This window comes from Winogradskyella ouciana (genome assembly GCF_009709615.1).
GTDB classification, from domain to species: Bacteria; Bacteroidota; Bacteroidia; order Flavobacteriales; family Flavobacteriaceae; genus Winogradskyella; species Winogradskyella ouciana.
The window spans coordinates 241,098-259,992 of sequence record NZ_WJYA01000004.1 but is presented as its reverse complement, the minus strand read 5'-3'; the positions used below and the strand labels follow the sequence as shown (position 1 = coordinate 259,992).

General features: G+C 35.5%; 18 protein-coding genes. 7 read left to right on the top strand and 11 right to left on the bottom strand.

Translation table 11 applies throughout. The features are described 5' to 3' along the window. Positions 1-32: 32 nt before the first annotated feature. A complete protein-coding gene (gene tyrS / locus F1003_RS05120) occupies positions 33-1,331 on the bottom strand; it encodes a tyrosine--tRNA ligase (RefSeq protein ID WP_155088144.1) in 1,299 nt (432 codons plus the stop codon). A gap of 83 nt (positions 1,332-1,414) precedes the next feature. Between tyrS and F1003_RS05115 the strand changes: the two genes are divergently transcribed. Further along, positions 1,415-2,443: an NAD-dependent epimerase/dehydratase family protein gene (locus tag F1003_RS05115; RefSeq protein ID WP_155088143.1), complete on the top strand. Its 1,029-nt coding sequence runs from the start codon at positions 1,415-1,417 to the stop codon at positions 2,441-2,443. On the opposite strand, the gene F1003_RS05110 is transcribed toward F1003_RS05115, so the two are convergent. From F1003_RS05110 to F1003_RS05100, 3 genes are read right to left on the bottom strand one after another with little or no spacing between them, the layout of a single operon-like run. Next, positions 2,440-2,886 (bottom strand): DUF4296 domain-containing protein, encoded by a 447-nt coding sequence (locus tag F1003_RS05110; protein ID WP_155088142.1) that lies wholly within the window; start codon positions 2,884-2,886, stop codon positions 2,440-2,442. The two genes, F1003_RS05115 and F1003_RS05110, sit on opposite strands and share 4 nt — an antisense overlap. Position 2,887: 1 nt before the next feature. Beyond that, on the bottom strand, positions 2,888-4,231 hold the full coding sequence (locus tag F1003_RS05105) for a dihydroorotase (RefSeq protein WP_155088141.1): 1,344 nt from the start codon (positions 4,229-4,231) through the stop codon (positions 2,888-2,890). Positions 4,232-4,235: 4 nt separating this feature from the next. Continuing rightward, complete coding sequence (locus tag F1003_RS05100; RefSeq protein ID WP_155088140.1) at positions 4,236-4,958, bottom strand: polyprenol monophosphomannose synthase; 723 nt, start codon at positions 4,956-4,958, stop codon at positions 4,236-4,238. A gap of 160 nt (positions 4,959-5,118) precedes the next feature. Here F1003_RS05100 and F1003_RS05095 point away from each other — a divergent pair, with 160 nt between their 5' ends. Continuing rightward, complete coding sequence (locus tag F1003_RS05095; RefSeq protein ID WP_155088139.1) at positions 5,119-5,769, top strand: DUF4271 domain-containing protein; 651 nt, start codon at positions 5,119-5,121, stop codon at positions 5,767-5,769. A 17-nt stretch (positions 5,770-5,786) separates the two neighbouring features. Beyond that, entirely contained in the window at positions 5,787-6,536 is a 750-nt protein-coding gene (locus tag F1003_RS05090) for a uroporphyrinogen-III synthase (protein WP_155088138.1), read from the top strand. 50 nt (positions 6,537-6,586) lie between these two features. Here the strand turns inward: F1003_RS05090 and F1003_RS05085 are convergent, their stop codons facing one another. The 3 genes from F1003_RS05085 to F1003_RS05075 form a co-directional block, all read right to left on the bottom strand. Further along, a complete protein-coding gene (locus tag F1003_RS05085) occupies positions 6,587-7,066 on the bottom strand; it encodes a hypothetical protein (RefSeq protein ID WP_155088137.1) in 480 nt (159 codons plus the stop codon). A 148-nt stretch (positions 7,067-7,214) separates the two neighbouring features. Next, complete coding sequence (gene pckA, locus F1003_RS05080; RefSeq protein ID WP_155088136.1) at positions 7,215-8,831, bottom strand: phosphoenolpyruvate carboxykinase (ATP); 1,617 nt, start codon at positions 8,829-8,831, stop codon at positions 7,215-7,217. Between the two features lie 64 nt (positions 8,832-8,895). Then, the gene (locus F1003_RS05075; protein WP_155088135.1) at positions 8,896-9,285 is read right to left on the bottom strand and encodes a DUF423 domain-containing protein; all 390 of its coding nucleotides are present in this window, start codon (positions 9,283-9,285) and stop codon (positions 8,896-8,898) included. A gap of 82 nt (positions 9,286-9,367) precedes the next feature. Here F1003_RS05075 and F1003_RS05070 point away from each other — a divergent pair, with 82 nt between their 5' ends. After that, positions 9,368-10,732, top strand: a complete 1,365-nt coding sequence (locus tag F1003_RS05070) for a saccharopine dehydrogenase family protein (RefSeq protein ID WP_155088134.1) — start codon at positions 9,368-9,370, stop codon at positions 10,730-10,732. 94 nt (positions 10,733-10,826) lie between these two features. Then, positions 10,827-11,297: an Lrp/AsnC ligand binding domain-containing protein gene (locus tag F1003_RS05065; RefSeq protein ID WP_155088133.1), complete on the top strand. Its 471-nt coding sequence runs from the start codon at positions 10,827-10,829 to the stop codon at positions 11,295-11,297. Between the two features lie 46 nt (positions 11,298-11,343). Here the strand turns inward: F1003_RS05065 and F1003_RS05060 are convergent, their stop codons facing one another. From F1003_RS05060 to F1003_RS05045, 4 genes are all read right to left on the bottom strand, one after another. Next, positions 11,344-12,051, bottom strand: coding sequence for a zinc metallopeptidase (locus F1003_RS05060; RefSeq protein ID WP_155088132.1), 708 nt, complete (start codon positions 12,049-12,051; stop codon positions 11,344-11,346). Between the two features lie 92 nt (positions 12,052-12,143). Continuing rightward, on the bottom strand, positions 12,144-13,244 hold the full coding sequence (ald, locus tag F1003_RS05055; protein ID WP_155088131.1) for an alanine dehydrogenase: 1,101 nt from the start codon (positions 13,242-13,244) through the stop codon (positions 12,144-12,146). A 235-nt stretch (positions 13,245-13,479) separates the two neighbouring features. Further along, positions 13,480-16,548: a leucine--tRNA ligase gene (locus F1003_RS05050; protein WP_155088130.1), complete on the bottom strand. Its 3,069-nt coding sequence runs from the start codon at positions 16,546-16,548 to the stop codon at positions 13,480-13,482. A gap of 130 nt (positions 16,549-16,678) precedes the next feature. Further along, entirely contained in the window at positions 16,679-17,236 is a 558-nt protein-coding gene (locus F1003_RS05045; protein ID WP_155088129.1) for a porin family protein, read from the bottom strand. A gap of 356 nt (positions 17,237-17,592) precedes the next feature. Between F1003_RS05045 and F1003_RS05040 the strand changes: the two genes are divergently transcribed. After that, on the top strand, positions 17,593-18,471 hold the full coding sequence (locus tag F1003_RS05040) for a cell division protein FtsX (protein WP_155088128.1): 879 nt from the start codon (positions 17,593-17,595) through the stop codon (positions 18,469-18,471). A 52-nt stretch (positions 18,472-18,523) separates the two neighbouring features. Next, the gene (locus tag F1003_RS05035) at positions 18,524-18,883 is read left to right on the top strand and encodes a hypothetical protein (RefSeq protein ID WP_155088127.1); all 360 of its coding nucleotides are present in this window, start codon (positions 18,524-18,526) and stop codon (positions 18,881-18,883) included. Positions 18,884-18,895: the final 12 nt, after the last annotated feature.

The window sequence follows — 18,895 nt, the reverse complement described above, 5'->3', positions numbered from 1 at the left end:
GATGTGCCCAAAAGAGATTTTGGGCACTTTTTTTATACTATCTTAATAATATAGGTATTCTTCTTACCTTTATTAATGATGATGTATTTATCATTTATTAAATCTTCAGCAGATAACTGATAATCTTCTTTTACCTTTTCTTTATTAACTGCTATTGAATTTTCCTTTAATGCTCTACGCGCTTCACCATTAGAATTTAAAAAATTCGTTTTTGCTGCTAAAGCTCCAATCATGTCTAACCCTTCCTTAAAATCTGATTGTAATATCTCAGCTTGAGGAACGCCTTCAAACACATCTAAAAAGGTTTTTTCATCCAAAGTTTTAATGTCTTCTTTAAATGATTTACTGAATAAAATGTTTGAGGCTTTCTCAGCATTTTCAAAATCCGCTTTAGAATGTACCATTGTGGTAATTTCTTCTGCCAAACGCTTTTGTAATACCCTAAAGTGCGGTGCCTTTGAATGTTCAGAAATCAACTCATTTACTTCTGTTTCCGTTAAAAATGTAAATATCTTAATGTATTTTTCAGCGTCTTCATCACTAGAGTTTAGCCAATACTGGTAAAACTTATAAGGAGAGGTTCTGTTGGCGTCTAGCCAAACATTACCACCTTCAGACTTTCCGAATTTAGAGCCATCGCTTTTTGTAATCAGCGGACATGTAATGGCAAAACCTTTTCCGTTACCGATACGTCTTATCAGTTCGGTACCTGTGGTAATATTTCCCCATTGGTCACTTCCACCCATTTGAATAGTACAATCATTCGCTCTGTATAAATGCAAAAAATCGTAGCCCTGCACCAATTGGTAGGTGAACTCCGTAAAACTCATACCATCACTAGTTGATTCACCAGAAATTCTATTCTTCACAGAATCCTTAGCCATCATATAATTTACCGTGATATGTTTCCCTACGTCTCTTATGAATTCTAAAAATGAGAATTCCTTCATCCAGTCGTAGTTATTCACTAAAACGGCAGCATTATCTTCATTACTTTCAAAATCCAGGAAATGGGACAATTGCTTTTTTATGGCATCTTGATTATGACGTAAGGTCTTTTCGTCCAAAAGATTGCGCTCACTAGATTTACCAGACGGATCACCTATCATACCTGTGGCACCACCAACCAAAGCTACAGGTTTGTGACCACAACGTTGGTAATGTGCTAACAACATAATTGGCACCAAATTACCTATATGTAAAGAATCTGCGGTTGGGTCAAAACCAACATACGCACCTCTCATAGCTTCAGCTAAATGCTCTTCTACTCCAGGCATACTTTGGTGCAACATACCTCTCCACTGTAATTCTTCAACAAAATTCTTTCCCATTATAAGATGATTGTAATTCGGTTTTGGCAAAGATATGTTTCCGTACCAAAAGACAAAAGACAATTTTAACGTAATTTTACCTTATGATATTAGTTACAGGCGGAACAGGTTTAGTAGGCTCTCATTTACTTTTTAAGTTAGTGAGCAGTGGAGAAAGTGTGCGTGCCATTTACAGAAGAGAGAAAACCTTAAAACGTGTGAAGCACGTGTTCTCTTATTTTTCTGATGATCATGAATCACTTTTTAATACCATTGATTGGGTAGAAACCGACATTAATGATATTCCAAGATTACAAAAAGCATTTATAAACATTACCCACGTTTACCATTGTGCTGCATTTGTTTCTTTTGAACCTGATAAGTATCACCAATTGCGAAAAATAAACATTGAAGGCACTGCCAATATTGTCAACCTATCGATTAGTAATTCGGTTAAAAAACTGTGCTATGTGAGTTCTATAGCTGCTATTGGCCATCATGAAGATTCTGAAAAACTAATAAATGAAAAAACCGAGTGGAACCCTGAAGACGATAACAGCGTTTATGCGATAACTAAATACGGAGCTGAGCTAGAAGTTTGGAGAGGTACACAAGAAGGTTTGGATGCCGTTATTGTAAACCCTGGGATAATCTTAGGAGCAGGCTATTGGAAAGGTGGTAGTAGCGGCAACCTTTTTAGAAGAATACATAATGGCATGCGCTATTACACTGGTGGTATCGTTGGCTACGTGGATGTTTTTGATGTTGTTAATGCCATGATTAAATTGATGAAAAGTGATATAAAAAATGAGAACTTTATTTTAGTATCAGAGAACCTTAGCTTTAAAAGTTTTCAATATAACGTAGCAGAAACACTAAATGTGGATCCGCCTAAAAAAGAAGCTAAAGCCTTGTTGTTGAATTTAGCCTGGCGTTTGGATTGGTTAAAGCATATATTATTTGGCACAAGACGTAGTCTGTCTAAACAAGCAGCGAAATCAGCCATGAGCATCACAAAGTATGACAATTCTAAACTAAAAAATACTCTAGGTTTTGATTTTAAACCGATTGACAAATCGATTGAGGAAATATGTGAACTTTACCTAAAAGATTTAAAAGCAGAGGAAAATTAATTATTTGGGTTTTTTAACCCTTTTGTCTTTGGGTCTTTCTTTTTTCTATTGGCTTTTGTTATTGAGTCTCTTCTTCGTTTGGCAGCCTGGCCTTCAATTCTTTCCTGTTCTTCAAACTCTAATTTTTCCTTTTCCAATCTTTCTTTAACTTTTTCAACTATGCCTCTATATTCATCTGCATTAAAGGCATAATATGCATTGCTATTGGCAAATTGCGCACTATCAATGTTGTGTTTGGTCAGCAAATAGGTTTCTGGCACCACTCCATTTTCCTCCAATATTTTTCTGTTAACACCTTTAGCAGCATTCATAATATACAAATCGTATAAAATGTGCTCCATTTTATCCATAGAAATGAGGTTGTCTGGTTTTTTGGGTTTCTCCTTGCTATTGCAAGCCAAGACCAAAAGACCTAAAATGAATAAAACACCTATCTTTTTCATATTATCGATTAAAAGTTAAACGACGCCCTGCTTTAACGTCTAAAACCTTAAAGTTGTTATATGCCAGTTCCCCATTTACAAAGGTATGGGTTATTCTACTTTTAAATGTATTGCCTTCAAAAGGAGACCAACCACATTTATAAAGTATGTTACTTTTATTTACTGTCCAAGGGCTTTTGAGGTCTACAATTACCAAATCTGCATAATACCCTTCCCTTATGTAACCTCTTTTTTCAACATCGAATAATATAGCAGGATTATGACATGCTTTTTCTACAATTTTTTCTATTGAAATTTTACCTTGATGATGCATTTCCAAAAGAGCTAACAAAGCATGCTGTACTAATGGCCCACCAGAAGGAGCACTTGTATAAGGATTATCTTTTTCTTCTAAAGTATGTGGTGCGTGATCTGTTGCAATAACATCTATTCTATCATCCAACAATGCTTTTAAAAGCTGTTCTCTATCTTTTGAAGTTTTTACTGCCGGATTCCATTTGATATGGCTTCCTTTTCTCGCATAGTCTTCATCAGAAAACCACAAATGATGTACACAAACCTCTGCTGTTATTTTTTTATCTTTTAGTGGTATTTTATTTGAAAACAGGCTCGTCTCCTTTCCTGTAGAAAGATGAAATACATGTAATCTTGCGCCAGTTTTCTTTGCTAGTTCAATAGCTTTTGATGATGAAATGTAACAAGCCTCTTCGCTTCTAATAATTGGATGTTTTTCCATAGGAATATCATCCCCATACTCAGCGATATGTGCTTCAAGATTCTTTTTTATCGTTGCTTCATCTTCACAGTGTACAGAAATCACCATATCTGTACTTGAGAATATCTTTTCGATGACTGCAGGATCATCAACCAACATATTCCCTGTGGAAGAACCTAAAAACAATTTTAATCCAGCGACGGTTTTAGAATCTACCTTTAAAATCTCATCCAAGTTATCATTGGTTCCGCCAAACATAAACGAATAATTGGCATGCGATGATTTAGATGCAATTTCAAACTTCTCCTCTAGCTTTTCTACAGTAGTAGTTTGTGGTTTGGTATTTGGCATTTCTATAAAAGATGTAATCCCACCTGCTAAAGCCGCCTTTGATTCCGTTTCTATATTTGCCTTGTGTGTAAGTCCTGGTTCTCTAAAATGAACCTGGTCGTCTATCATACCAGGTAAAACATAGTTGCCTTCTGCATCAATAACAGTTATTTCAGAGGACTTTACGCTTATTGAGGAAGCTATTTCCATTATAATATCATTTTCAATAAGTATATCGCCTTCAATAGTTTGCCCTTCATTGACAATTTTAGCGTTCTTAATTATAGTGTGTTTCCTCATTGTACTATTTAGAAAATAAACTTTTTAACTTTAAACTAATAACTCCAAAGACAGCCTCCGAAATTATACTTCCGCTCATTTTAGACTTGCCCTTAACCCTATCTTTAAATATAACAGGAATTTCAGTGATTTTGAAACCTTTTTCGTGAGCTTTAAATTTCATTTCAATTTGAAACGCATATCCCACAAATCTCACTTTATTCAAATTTATAGCTTCTAGCACGGCTCTTTTATAACAAATAAAGCCTGCTGTAGAATCCTTAACTTTCATTCTTGTTATAAACCGTACATATCTCGATGCTCCGTAGGACAAGAGAATTCTGGTCAACGGCCAATTAACAACCGTGATACCTTTAACGTATCTAGAGCCAACAGCAATATCTGCACCGTCAACATCACAAGCCTTATAGAGTTTTATTAAATCATTTGGATTATGTGAAAAATCAGCATCCATCTCAAAAATATACTCGTAATGCTGTTTTAAGGCCCATTCAAATCCGGCAATGTACGCACGTCCTAAACCATTTTTCTTATCGCGTTCTAGTAAAAAAAGTTGGTCTGGAAATTCGATTTGTAAAGTTTTGACTTGCTCAGCTGTTCCATCTGGGGAATTATCATCCACTACCAGGACATGAAACACCTTCTCTTGTGAAAACACTGCACGGATAATGGCTTCGATGTTTTCAATCTCATTATATGTTGGAATGATGACAAGTGCGTCAGACATTTGCATACTTTTAAACACGTTTAGGTGCTAACTTTAGAGTTAGGACAAAAGTAAAGTTTTTAATGGATTATAAACTGTTATAACTTTCATAAGATTTTGTTGAACCAAGAAATACCTCAATTGCTTTTTTATGCCTAATAATTCTTTATAATTTAGCAACATGCGAAATTTTATTACCTACGAGTGGTTTACAATCTTTACAGTTTTAGGGCTGGTGTTTATTGTCGCAGCTAAATATGTCAATACCTTTAGGTTTAATGATTTCCTTTCGGTGATAGGTAATTCTAAATATTTAAAGATTTATAGCAAGGACCAGAAGTTTGTTGATTTATTTGATGGCCTTCTGTTTTTAAACTTCTCAATGTCTGTGGGCGTTTTTTTGTTTTTTTGCTATTCAACTTTTATTTCTCCATTAACTTTTGAATTGGTTTGGTTCTTAAAATTGCTTTTGGCAATTGCTACAATAGTTATTATTAAAACCTTGTTAGAGCGGCTTATTGGAAGTCTTTTTGAAATAGACGCGTTAGTTGATGATTACTTATTTCAAAAAACAACCTTTATCAACTATTCTGGGCTATTATTTTTGGTTGCAAATCTTTTTCTTCTATACACAAAAAATTATGCAGATGTTATTATAATAGCAACGTTTTCTTTGATTTGTTTTATAAACCTCATCGGATTTATAACTTCTTTAAAAAACAATCAAAAAATAATTAATCTCAATATTTTCTATTTTTTATTGTATCTTTGCGCTCTCGAAATTGCGCCTTATGTGCTTTTATATAAGGTAATTAGAGAGTATAACGTTTAAAACAAAGGGGTTTCCGTATGAAAGTGAAAACAATTTTAGTATCGCAACCAGAACCTAAAATAGAGAACTCTCCATATTTTGACTTGCAAGAAAAGCAAAAAGTTAAAGTTGACTTCAGACCTTTTATTCATGTAGAAGGTGTTTCTGCAAAAGAAATTAGACAGCAAAAAATAGACCTTACCAAGTTTACTGCCATTATATTAACCAGTAGAAATTCAGTAGATCATTTCTTTAGAGTAGCAGAAGAAATGCGTTTTAAAGTGCCTGATACATTAAAGTATTTCTGCCAATCTGAGGCTGTCGCTTATTATCTTCAGAAGTATGTTGTTTACAGAAAGCGTAAGATATATGTAGGTAAGCGTAATTTTGCGGATTTAATTCCTTTGGTTAAAAAATACAAGGACGAAACATTTTTGTTGCCGACTACAGATAAAGTAAAACCTGTAATTCCTGAAACCTTAAATGATTTAAAGGTAAACTGGACACAGGCAACTTTTTATAAAACTGTTATTAGTGATTTATCGGATTTGGCCAATGTATACTACGATATTTTAGTGTTCTTTAGTCCTTCTGGTATAGAATCTTTGTTCCATAATTTCCCTGATTTTAAACAGAACGATACGCGTATCGCAGTGTTTGGAAATACAACCGTACAGGCAGTTAAGGAAAAAGGCTTACGTGTGGATATTGCAGCACCAACTCCTGAAACACCATCTATGACAATGGCTTTGCAGAAGTACATTGATGCTGTTAACAAAGGCAAATAAAAAATATAACTTTATTAAAAAGCCCAATTGAGAATTCAATTGGGCTTTTTTTATAGCTTAACTTCATAAGCTCTATAAATAGATTGGTCTTTATCCTTTAAATCTACCATATAGATTTTAGATGCACTATTTAAAATTTTGCTAAAGCTCTTAAATTCTGAATTTATAAAGTCTTCATAGTTAATAATGTTGCCGTCTGATAAATTATCCAACGATTCTTCTCCATGCATATAGGAAAAATGATAGAGTGTTATTTTTCCTTTTTTTGCCACTGGCACCTTCTCAAGGTTTCTATCAATTTCTCCATCATCACCAACTAACAATTCATATTTAAAGTTCTCAGAAGCTAGGTCTTTAGATAGTTTGAACGTTTTTATTAATACTGAATCATTCACATTTTTATCAATAACGTGCATTTCGTTATTTTCAGAATTGAACACTAAGTAAAGATTGTATTTAGTCTTGGATTGAGCATTACTTATTTGATTGAAAACCAAAAGAAGCAAAATAGCGAGGGAAAATCTTTTCATTTTATGAAAATTAAAAATCCAATATATAAAATGTTTGCCTCTTTCTATTGTATAGCTCTTAAATATTTTACTTTCAACTAGTTATAATAAATAAAAAAGCGACTCTGAATCAGAGTCGCTTTTTTTAATTGTCTATTTAAGTTGAGCGTTAAAACGCATAGCGTTGTGGTCCTCCACGTCTTATTTCCTCAGAAGCATAAGACTCAAATTTCTTAAAGTTCTCTCTAAACGCGTTGGTTAATTTAAATGCCATGGTATAGTATGCTTTATCATCATTCCATGTTTTTCTAGGACTCAACACTTCAGTTGGCACTCCTGGGCATGTTCTTGGTTGGGCAACTCCAAAAACAGAGTGGATATGATAGTCTTCGTATGTGTAATCACCAAGGTCTCCATTAAGAGCCGCATTGATCATAGCACGCGTATATTTTAGTTTCATACGTGTTCCTACTCCATAAGGACCACCTGTCCAACCCGTATTTACCAACCATACATTTACACCTGCATCTTTCATCTTTTTACTTAGCATATCTGCATATTCTGTTGGATGCAATGGCATAAAAGGTGCTCCAAAGCAAGCCGAGAAACTTGGTACAGGCTCTACAACACCAGCTTCTGTACCAGCAACTTTAGCTGTATACCCAGAAATAAAGTGATAAGCCGCTTGTGAAGGAGTCAATTTAGAAATTGGAGGCAGTACTCCAAATGCATCAGCCGTTAAGAAAAATATATTCTTCGGGTTTTTCCCTATAGAAGGGGTTTTAATATTTTCAATATGGTAAATAGGATAGCTTACTCTGGTATTCTGAGTTATTGACGTATCAGCAAAATCTACATTGCCCTTATCATCCATAATAACATTTTCGAGAATAGCACCCTTTTTAATGGCTCCGTAAATTTCTGGTTCTTGTTCTTGCGATAGGTTAATTACTTTAGCATAGCATCCACCTTCAAAATTAAACACCGTATTCTCGTTGGTCCAACCGTGTTCATCGTCACCAATTAAGCTACGATTGGCATCTGTTGATAAGGTTGTTTTCCCTGTACCGGACAAACCGAAGAAAATAGCCGTATCACCATCATTACCAACATTAGCACTACAGTGCATTGGTAGCGTATTCTTAAATACTGGCAATTCAAAATTTAAAGCAGAAAAGATTCCCTTTTTAATTTCACCTGTATAACCTGTACCTCCAATAATAGCCGTTTTTTTGGTAAAATTAAGAATGGCAAAATTGTGCTGACGCGTACCATCCTCTTCAGGTACGGCCATAAAACCTGGCGCGTTAATTACGGTCCATTCTGGAGAAAAATCTTGTAATTCTTCTTCCGTTGGGCGCAAAAACATATTATATGCAAACATATTACTCCAAGGATACTCATTGATCACTCGGATATTTGTTTTATAATTTGGGTCTGCACAGGCATAACTATCTCTAACATAAACCTCTTTACCAGACAAATAATCAGTAATTTTATCGTAAAGTTTATCAAACTTCTCACTTTCAAAAGGGATATTGATATTTCCCCACCAAACTTTATCCTTGGTAATATCATCCTTTACTATAAAACGATCTTGAGGCGAACGTCCTGTAAATTCACCTGTATTTACAGCTAGTGCACCAGAAGAGGCTTCAACACCTTGGCCTTTCGCTATAGTTTCGGCATGAAGTTGATCTGGAATTAATTGGTAGTTAATTTTGGCATTTTTGATACCGTAATTGTCTAACGAAATCGTTTTCGTTTTTTGTGTATGGTTTACCATAATTTTTGTGTTGTTTAGGGTGCAAAATTATAACTTTATTTTAAAACTACACCTTAGATTACCATTAATCGGCCTTATTTCTTATAATACCGATTAACATCACAATCCAAGCCAATATTAGCAATAACCCACCAATAGGAGTTATCATCGCAATTCTCTTAAAATCAAAGCTTGAGAGTTCGTTTGTAGCCAATCCGTAAATAGATCCAGAGAAGAAAATTACACCAATTATGACTAAATAAAATATCGTTTTTTTGCTTTTTAATCTCACAAAAGAAGTACCACCTAAAATCAGGAATAAAAATGCATGATACAATTGGTAACGCACACCTGTTTCAAAAGATTTAATGGCATCAGCATCAATCATTTTTTCTAAACCGTGGGCAGCAAAGGCTCCTAGTATTATCCCTAAAATTCCTAAAATTGAACCCGCAATTAATATCTTTTTGTTCATAAGTAAAATATCTTTTTGGTTTCTTTTTGCCTTCTGTATTTGTTACTTTCGTGCTTTACAAAATTAGTCATATAAACCCACTATGCGAAAGATTTTAATTATTGGTGCCGGAAAATCCTCATCATATCTCATAAAATATTTGTTAGACAAATCAGAAACGGAAAATCTTCAAATAACGGTTGGCGATCTCAACGTAGACAATGCTAAAAAACTTGTTGGTGACCACCAGAATGCCAATGTCATTCATTTAGATGTGTTTAATTCTGAATCTAGAATTGATGCCGTTAAGAACTCAGATATTGTGGTCTCCATGCTACCTGCACGTTTTCATATTGAAATCGCTAAAGAATGTGTCACCTATAAAAAACACATGGTTACTGCTTCTTACGTTAGCAAGGAAATGCAGGAATTAGATGATGCCGTAAAAGCGAATAATCTCATTTTTATCAACGAAATAGGTGTTGATCCTGGTATTGACCACATGAGTGCCATGCAGGTCATTGATAAAATTAGGGATAAAGGCGGAAAAATGATTCTGTTCGAATCCTTTACTGGCGGATTGGTCGCTCCAGAAAGTGATAACAATCTTTGGAACTATAAATTTACTTGGAATCCTAGAAACGTTGTTGTTGCAGGACAAGGTGGTGCAGCGAAATTTTTGCAAGAAGACCAGTTTAAGTACATCCCTTACCACAGATTGTTTAGGCGAACAGAATTTCTCGAAGTTGATGGTTATGGCCGTTTTGAAGCTTATGCCAATAGAGATTCTCTAAAATATCAGAAAGTATATGGCTTAGACCATATTAAAACGCTATATCGTGGCACTATGCGACGTGTTGGTTTTAGTAGAGCTTGGAACGTGTTTGTGCAATTGGGTATGACAGATGACAGCTATACGATTGATGATAGTGCCAATATGAGTTATCGTGATTTTGTTAACTCATTTTTACCTTACAGCCCTACGGATTCTGTGGAACTGAAATTTAGACATGCTCTAAAGATTGACCAGGATGATATTGTTTGGGATAAATTTTTGGAACTCGATATTTTTAACTCTAAAAAGATGGTAGAACTTGATAAAGCCACACCTGCCCAAATTCTTCAAAAGATTTTGATGGATAGTTGGTCGCTTGATGCTGATGATAAAGATATGATTGTGATGTACCATAAATTTGGTTATGAACTCAATGGAGAAAAGCATCAAATTGATTCTACTATGGTAGCTCTTGGTGAAGACCAAACCTATACAGCAATGTCTAAAACCGTAGGTTTGCCAGTTGCCATGGCAACAATGGCTGTTTTAAATGGAAAGATAACCACTCCTGGTGTTCAAATTCCGATTTCTAAAGAAGTTTATTCTCCAATTCTTGAAGAATTAGAAACTTATGGTATAAAGTTTAATGAAAAAGAAGTGCCTTACCTAGGTTATAATCCTTTAAATGTTTGAACTGAAGTTTTAATCTGAAATCGTTTTCTTATTTTTAACTTTTAAATTAGAAGAATAAGATTCCCGATGCCTCGGAAATGAAAACAAGTTTTAAATGAAGATTAACGATAAAGGCATTTACATTGATGGTATTGACAAAAAGATACTTAGAGCATTAATGCAAGATGCCAGAACTCCAATTCTCGAAATTGCGCGCCAAGTTGGTATTTCGGGTGCTGCCATACATCAACGACTTAAAAAACTTGAGAAGTCTGGCCTTTTGGCTGGTTCTAAGTTTATAATCAACCCAAAAGTTCTGGGTTATACGACTATGGCTTTTGTAGGTGTATATCTAGATAAAGCCGTCAGTAATCCTGAAGCAGTAAAGCAATTACAAAAAATCCCTGAAGTTATTGAATGCCACTACACGACTGGGCATTGGAGTATTTTCTTAAAAATCCTATCAAAGGATAATGAACATTTAATGCATGTTTTAAATTCAGATATTCAGAGTATTAAAGGAGTTTCCAGAACTGAGACCTTTATCTCCTTGCAGCAACAGATAAACCGACAAATAAAAATATAAAAAAAGCCCTGATTTCTCAGAGCTTTAATTTTATAAGGTTTTAGTCTTAATCTCTACCTCCAAACACTTGAAGTGCCCAGTACAATAGCGAAGCTAATGCACCTATAGCTGCAACCAGATAGGTTCTAGCTGCCCATTTTAAAGCGTCTTCTGAGCCTTTATACTCTTCTGGTGTTACCATGTTTTTTGCCTTTAACCAAGCTAATGCTCTATTACTCGCATCGTACTCCACTGGTAAGGTGATAAAGCTAAACAGCGTTGCGAAGGCCATAAAAACCAAGCCTGCAACAGCTACCCAATAGCCTAATCCAACACCAGCTGCGGCACCCAAAACAAGTCCACCAATAACTAACCACTGAGACATGCCAGAAGTAACACTCACAATTGGCACAAGCGCAGATCGCATACCTAATGCACTATAAGCTTGTGCATGCTGTACGGCATGCCCAACTTCATGTGCAGCAACTGCAGCAGCAGCCGCATTACGTTGATTATAAACAGGTTCACTTAGGTTTACCGTTTTATTTTTTGGGTTGTAATGATCTGTTAACTGTCCTGCGGTAGAAATTACCTCAACATCATAAATACCATTATCTGCCAACATCTTTTCAGCAATTTCTCTTCCGCTCATTCCATTGCGTAATTGCACTTTAGAATATTTGGCAAACTTTCTTTTTAATTGATTACTAACAAGCCAACTTACAAGTGTAATGCCGCCAATTAGTATCCAATACCCTATTCCTATTCCTCCCATAGTTTTATATTTTTTTTAAAATGTAAATTTAGTAAATGAATAGCAAATAGTGCGCCAAAATAAAGTTAAGAAATTATGTCAGTTTTATTGGTTTACATGGCATCAACTGTCCAATTGAAGGCTTCAGCAATTTCTTCGTAAACAATCTTTCCTTTTACAATATTAAGTCCTTTTCTTAAGGATGCATCCTTGGCACAAGCGACTTCCCAACCTTGATTTGCCAATCTTAATACGTATGGTAACGTAACGTTGGTTAATGCCAGTGTAGAAGTGTAAGGCACTGCACCTGGCATATTGGCAACACAATAGTGCACAACATCATCTATAATATAAGTCGGGTTTTCATGTGTTGTTGGTTTAGATGTTTCAATACAACCACCTTGGTCCACGGCAACATCAACTAACACGGTTCCAGGTCGCATCTCTTTTAACATATCTTTTGAGATTAACTTTGGAGCTTTTGCGCCTTTTAGCAAAACACCTCCAATAATTAAATCGTGGTCTTTAATACGTTTTCTAATATTGTATTCGCTAGAAAATTCAGTAACTACATGACTTGGCATCACATCATTAACATAGCGTAATTGCTTCATATTAATATCCATAATGGTAACATGCGCACCTAAACCTGCTGCCATCTTCGCAGCTTGGATTCCAACCACACCCGCACCTAATACCAATACTTTTCCAGGTGGTACTCCCGGTACTCCGCCTAACAGAACTCCCCGACCTTTAATAGGTTTTTCAAGATATTTTGCACCTTGTTGAATGGCCATACGACCAGCTACTTCAGACATTGGTGTTAATAATGGCAAGCTGCCATCTTCATCTTCTACAGTTTCGTAAGCTATACATACCGCTTTACTTTTTAGCATGGCTTTTGTCAATGGCTCGCTTGAAGCAAAGTGGAAATAGGTAAACACCACATGGTGCGATTTAATCAAAGGATATTCCTCTGCAATGGGCTCCTTCACTTTTACAATCATTTCCGCAGCGTCGTAAACATCTTCAATAGTATCTAAAACTATGGCGCCAACCTCTTTATAGTCCTCATCAAAAAAGCCGCTTCCAAAGCCAGCATCTTTTTGTACATAAACTGTGTGATTGTTTTTGATAAGTTCGTAAACTCCGGCTGGTGTCATACCAACACGGCTTTCATTGTTCTTGATTTCTTTTGGGACTCCAATTTTCATGATAATTGATTTTGAGGTTAATAGCGTTATGAAATACTATTAAAAATTTCAACTATCCAAATTTGAGTGGAATTCTGAACGTATTTTTATGGAATTATTATTTTGAAGTCCTTATTTTAAAGAATTAACAATAACTGCCACATTTTCAAACAAATACAGCAATAGACGAATGCATTAAAGTTTCGATGAAGTGAAAATCGGAAAGTCATTTGTATTTGGTTACCAAAGTATAACGCTATCCCACAATATTTACAATCTTACCAGGAACCACAATTACCTTTTTAGGTGTGCGACCATCTAATTGGGCTTTGGTTTTGTCATTTGCCATTACTGCAGCTTCAATTTCGTCCTTAGATAAATCCAACGGTAAATCCATAGTAAAACGCATTTTACCGTTAAATGATATCGGATATTCTTTACTACTCTCTACCAAGTACTTTTCCTCAAATTTTGAGAATGGTGCTGTAGAAATCGATTCTGAATGCCCTAATTTTTCCCATAATTCTTCTGCAATATGAGGAGCGTAAGGTGAAATTAAAACCAATAAAGGCTCTAGTATTTCCTTACTTGTACACTTCTGCGCGGTTAACTCATTAACAGCGATCATAAAGGTTGAAACTGATGTATTGAAAGAGAAATTCTCAATATCTTCCTCAACTTTTTTAATGGTTTTATGTAGTGTTTTTAAGTTGTCTTTTGTAGGCTCTGTGTCATTAACAATTAAGCCGTCTTGACCAACGTACAACTTCCATAATTTTTTAAGGAAACCATGTACTCCTGTAATACCAGCAGTATTCCATGGTTTATATTGTTCTAATGGCCCAAGGAACATTTCGTAAAGTCTTAGGCTGTCTGCTCCATATTGCTCACAGATTTCATCTGGATTAACGACGTTGTACTTGGATTTGGACATTTTTTCTACTTCTCTACCTACAATATATTTTCTTTCATTATTTGTATTGATTACTTCAAATTCGTCATCTAAAAAAATGAAATTCCAAAATCCTCTCATCATCTCATCAGACTTAAATTTTTCAATGTTCAATTCATTTGTTGTTCCTTTTAACAAGTCAACATGTATGCGAACCTCTGAAGTAAATGTTTGAAGTTTTAATTGATTATTGAAAATCTTGATAATTACATCTTTGGGTAAAAATTGTAAAACAGTTTCTCTTAACTTCTTATATTTTTCCAATCTTAAGAAATTATCTCCTGTCATTATATCAATATAATCATCTGCAATAATCTTTGGCACCATAAAACCCATTGACATTTGGATGGATTTTCCTTGTGCAGCAAGATTCATATCCAAAACATTAAACTGAAGTCTATAAACAAAAGCGCTTTCACCCAAAATCATCCCTTGGTTAATCAATTTTTTAGCAAACTCATCAACTGGGACTAAACCTTTATCGAACATAAATTTTTGCCAAAAACGAGAGTAGAGTAAGTGTCCTGTGGCATGTTCGCTTCCACCGATGTATAAATCTACTTGCTCCCAATAGTTAATGGCTTCTTGAGAAAAGATTTCCTCATCATTATGCGGATCCATATAACGGTTAAAATACTGTGAGCTCCCTGCCCAACCTGGCATGGTATTCAACTCTAATGGAAACACGGTTTTGTGGTCTATTCTGTCGTTATCTACAACGGTGTTAGATGCAGTATCCCAAGCCCATTTTGTAGCGTTACCTAAAGGTGGCTCGCCTGTTTCGGTTGGTAAGTATTTTTCAACTTCTGGAAGAGTTAATGGCAGATGTTCTGCGTCTATCATCTGTGGCATGCCATCCACATAATATACAGGGAATGGTTCTCCCCAATATCGCTGACGAGAAAACACTGCATCACGCAAACGGTAATTGGTTTTACCTTCTCCTTGGCCTATTTGTTCCAGTTCGTAAATGGCGCGTTTGGTCGCTTTTTTATAGGTCATTCCGTTAAGGAAATCGCTATTGGTAATGATGGTTTTTTCTTTATCTGCAAAAGCTTCTTCAGAAATATCCACACCTTCAAAAATATTTGGAATCGGAATACCAAAATGCTTAGCAAAATCATAATCACGTTGGTCTCCACATGGTACTGACATCACAGCGCCTGTTCCGTAGCTTGCTAATACGTAATCACCAATCCAAATCGGAATCGGTTCTTTAGTAAAAGGATGCTCAGCATAAGCTCCCGTAAACACACCAGAAATGGTTTTAACATCTGCCATACGGTCGCGTTCACTACGTTTTGCAGTGGCTTCAACATAGGCTTCAACCTCAGCTTTTTGTTCTGGAGTTGTGATTTGTGATACGAGTTCGTGTTCTGGTGCAAGAGTCATAAAAGACACTCCGAAGATGGTGTCAGGACGCGTAGTGAAAACATCAATAACCGGATTTTCAGAGGTGGCAGATTGCTTCCCACTTCGTTCCTCGTGGTTCGCAATGACGTTAAACGAGACACTTGCCCCAACCGATTTCCCTATCCAGTTGCGTTGTATGTCTTTTAGGGCGTCTGTCCAATCGATGGTTTCCAATCCTTGTAGTAAACGTTCTGCATAGGCAGAAATTCGCATACTCCATTGCGTCATTTTTTTACGAATCACGGGATGCCCTCCACGTTCTGAAACTCCGTTTACTATTTCGTCATTTGCCAATACTGTTCCCAATGCTGGGCACCAGTTCACTTCGGTTTCGGCTAAATAGGTGAGCCTGTATTTTAAAAGGATGTCTTGTTTTTCAACATCTGAATAGGCTTTCCATGCTTCTGCAGAAAACGTTTCAACATCATCATCACAAGCTGCATTTACGTTTGTATTTCCTTCAGCATTAAACTTTTCTATTAAGGTATCAATAGATTCTGCTTTATTGGAATCATAGTTGTACCACGACTCAAACAACTGAATAAAAATCCATTGTGTCCATTTGTAATAGTTAGGGTCTGAGGTACGTACTTCTCTACTCCAATCAAAAGAAAACCCGATTTGATCTAATTGACGACGGTAGGTTTTTATATTTTCTTCCGTTGTAATACGAGGATGCTGACCAGTTTGTATGGCATATTGCTCAGCAGGTAAGCCGAAACTATCGTACCCTTGCGGATGCAACACATTGAATCCTTTATGGCGTTTATAGCGCGCATAAATATCACTAGCAATGTAACCTAGCGGATGCCCAACGTGCAAACCTGCTCCACTTGGGTAAGGGAACATATCTAAAACATAATATTTTGGTTTGTCTGAATGGTTTTCAGCCTTAAAGGTTTGGTTTTTTGCCCAGTAGTCTTGCCACTTTTTTTCAATGTCGTTGAAATTGTATCGCATCACAGTTTTTCCTTGAAATAAGGTGCAAATTTAAACTTTACTTGTCAAATAGCCTATAAGTTACAGAAGTTATTAAATTGAAAAAGCACCTAAAATAAAGGTGCTTTTCCGTATATATGACATAATTGATTTAGAATTTGTATCCTAAAGACAATTGAAATACGCTGTTCTTAATATCTGGATTTTCTGCTACAGTAGAAATACCAAAATTATAACGTGCCTGCACAAAAATATCTGAGCTGATGTTATAGCCTAAGCCCACATTGGCACTGATATCAAAACTTTCGGCATCTGTATCTTCATCTGGCAAATCGCTGTCTATATACTCGCCTTTGTCATTCACCAAAAAAGAGAATTGTGGGCCAACTTCTATACTAAAGTCATCAGCCAAATAGTATTTTGCCATTATAGGAATAGCCAAATAATCCAATTTAATTTTAACAACATCCTGGGCTTCTGAGCCTTGTCTAGAATATAAAAGTTCTGGCTGAAGTGAAAATCGTTCGCTTAAGGAAATTTCGGAAACGGCACCAACATGAAAGCCTATTAAGCTATTTCTGTCGGCATCTCCTCCAGAAAAATTTGAAACGTTGAGTCCTGCTTTAGCTCCAAAAGTAACGTCTTGGGCATTGGTGTGTTGGGTAAATCCGATAGCGGTAAATGCTATGGCAAAAAGTAGTTTTTTCATAATTGATTTGATTTTAAATTTATAGCTCAGGATTTTTCAACAACTATGCCATTAATCAATTGAAAACGCTAAAATTTTTCAGAAAAACTAAATCAAAATTGTACTTATTTGACTACAAAATAGTTACAGAATACATTTATTTTTTAGACCAATTTCCATTATTCTACAACACAATAAAAAACTAAACGTTGTAATAACATCAATGAAATAAAGCTTTAGAACTCATTGTAGTTTTCGGAATTTTTAAAAGATTCCCATTTTCACGGGAATGACAATTTTAATGTTATCAAAAGACTGACATCTTTTGAAGTTTTGTTGTCATTGTTTTTTATTTTTACGCAATTAATCCTTTTTATATGGCATCATCTTTTGACAAATACCAAAAGCGAAAATTAATTTCATCCTACATCTCCGTAGTGATAAGTATTGCTTTGGTTTTGTTTCTTTTAGGTTGCTTGGGTTTATTGGTGATAAACTCCAAGAAAGTGGCCGATCATTTTAAGGAACAGGTAGTCATGACCATCTATCTCAACGATACTGCCAAGGAGGTTGAAGTCAACCAACTAAAGAAAAGTCTAGCCATGGCAGATTATACCAAGGAAGCAAAATATGTTTCTAAGGAAGAAGCTGCAGAACTGATGAAAGCTGAAACTGGTGAGGACTTTATGGATTTTGTGGGTTACAATCCCTTAAAAAATTCTATTGATGTTTACCTAAAAGCTGATTTTGTCACTACTGAACAATTGACAGAAATTACCGAAAGCCTTTCTAACAAAACCTTTATAGAAGAAATAAGATACGATAACGACTTGGTGGAACTGATGAACGATAACGTAAAGAAAATATCGTTTTGGGTTTTGGTCGTCAGTGGGCTATTTACGCTCATTGCCGTGTTGTTGATTAACAGCTCTATTAGATTAGCCGTTTACTCTAAGCGTTTTATCATTAAAACGATGCAAATGGTTGGAGCTACCAAGAGTTTTATCCGCAGGCCTTTTGTTTGGAAAAGTGTACAACTTGGAATCATCGGAGCTATTGTGGCGTTGATAGGCATGGCAGTAGTATTGTATTATTTAGATATAACGTTTCCAGAATTAGAGCTATTAAGAAACACCGTAATGATTGTTGCACTGTTTGTTGGTGTTTTCTTGTTGGGTGTTATTATTACCTGGATCAGTACTTTTATAGCTACACAACGCTTTTTGAATTTGAAGACGGATCAGTTGTATTATTAGGTGTTAGAAAATAAATTATTTTTAATCTCGTTAAGATTATAAACCATCCTTTATGAGCCGTCCAGTTAGAAACCTTCTCATTATTTTGGTTATAGTAGTATTCTTACCGCTATTATTTTTCAAGTCTTGTGTGATTTACAATCCAAAAGCCAAAAATTGTGAAATAGTGACTGTAAAAATCACTGCACTCAGAGCCGGACCAACCTATGACATTCAATTTAAAACCCATAAAGGCAAAACATATTACATCAACCGAGGGATAGAATCTGGTCTAAATTTAGATTCCCTTAACGCAAAAGTTTTAAATAAAACCGTTACTTTGCACTTACCAAAAATGATTTATGGACCTTCTAAGCACATAGCGCAATTGGCTATTGAAGACTATATCCTTTATACAGAATTTAATAACTGATCCTACTGCGCA

Excerpts from the sequence above, each read along its gene's own strand:
- tyrS (WP_155088144.1), bottom strand. The coding sequence starts at position 1,331 with ATGGGAAAGAATTTTGTTGAAGAATTACAGTGGAGAGGTATGTTGCAC.
- F1003_RS05115 (WP_155088143.1), top strand. The coding sequence starts at position 1,415 with ATGATATTAGTTACAGGCGGAACAGGTTTAGTAGGCTCTCATTTACTT.
- F1003_RS05110 (WP_155088142.1), bottom strand. The coding sequence starts at position 2,886 with ATGAAAAAGATAGGTGTTTTATTCATTTTAGGTCTTTTGGTCTTGGCT.
- F1003_RS05105 (WP_155088141.1), bottom strand. The coding sequence starts at position 4,231 with ATGAGGAAACACACTATAATTAAGAACGCTAAAATTGTCAATGAAGGG.
- F1003_RS05100 (WP_155088140.1), bottom strand. The coding sequence starts at position 4,958 with ATGTCTGACGCACTTGTCATCATTCCAACATATAATGAGATTGAAAAC.
- F1003_RS05095 (WP_155088139.1), top strand. The coding sequence starts at position 5,119 with ATGCGAAATTTTATTACCTACGAGTGGTTTACAATCTTTACAGTTTTA.
- F1003_RS05090 (WP_155088138.1), top strand. The coding sequence starts at position 5,787 with ATGAAAGTGAAAACAATTTTAGTATCGCAACCAGAACCTAAAATAGAG.
- F1003_RS05085 (WP_155088137.1), bottom strand. The coding sequence starts at position 7,066 with ATGAAAAGATTTTCCCTCGCTATTTTGCTTCTTTTGGTTTTCAATCAA.
- pckA (WP_155088136.1), bottom strand. The coding sequence starts at position 8,831 with ATGGTAAACCATACACAAAAAACGAAAACGATTTCGTTAGACAATTAC.
- F1003_RS05075 (WP_155088135.1), bottom strand. The coding sequence starts at position 9,285 with ATGAACAAAAAGATATTAATTGCGGGTTCAATTTTAGGAATTTTAGGG.
- F1003_RS05070 (WP_155088134.1), top strand. The coding sequence starts at position 9,368 with ATGCGAAAGATTTTAATTATTGGTGCCGGAAAATCCTCATCATATCTC.
- F1003_RS05065 (WP_155088133.1), top strand. The coding sequence starts at position 10,827 with ATGAAGATTAACGATAAAGGCATTTACATTGATGGTATTGACAAAAAG.
- F1003_RS05060 (WP_155088132.1), bottom strand. The coding sequence starts at position 12,051 with ATGGGAGGAATAGGAATAGGGTATTGGATACTAATTGGCGGCATTACA.
- ald (WP_155088131.1), bottom strand. The coding sequence starts at position 13,244 with ATGAAAATTGGAGTCCCAAAAGAAATCAAGAACAATGAAAGCCGTGTT.
- F1003_RS05050 (WP_155088130.1), bottom strand. The coding sequence starts at position 16,548 with ATGCGATACAATTTCAACGACATTGAAAAAAAGTGGCAAGACTACTGG.
- F1003_RS05045 (WP_155088129.1), bottom strand. The coding sequence starts at position 17,236 with ATGAAAAAACTACTTTTTGCCATAGCATTTACCGCTATCGGATTTACC.
- F1003_RS05040 (WP_155088128.1), top strand. The coding sequence starts at position 17,593 with ATGGCATCATCTTTTGACAAATACCAAAAGCGAAAATTAATTTCATCC.
- F1003_RS05035 (WP_155088127.1), top strand. The coding sequence starts at position 18,524 with ATGAGCCGTCCAGTTAGAAACCTTCTCATTATTTTGGTTATAGTAGTA.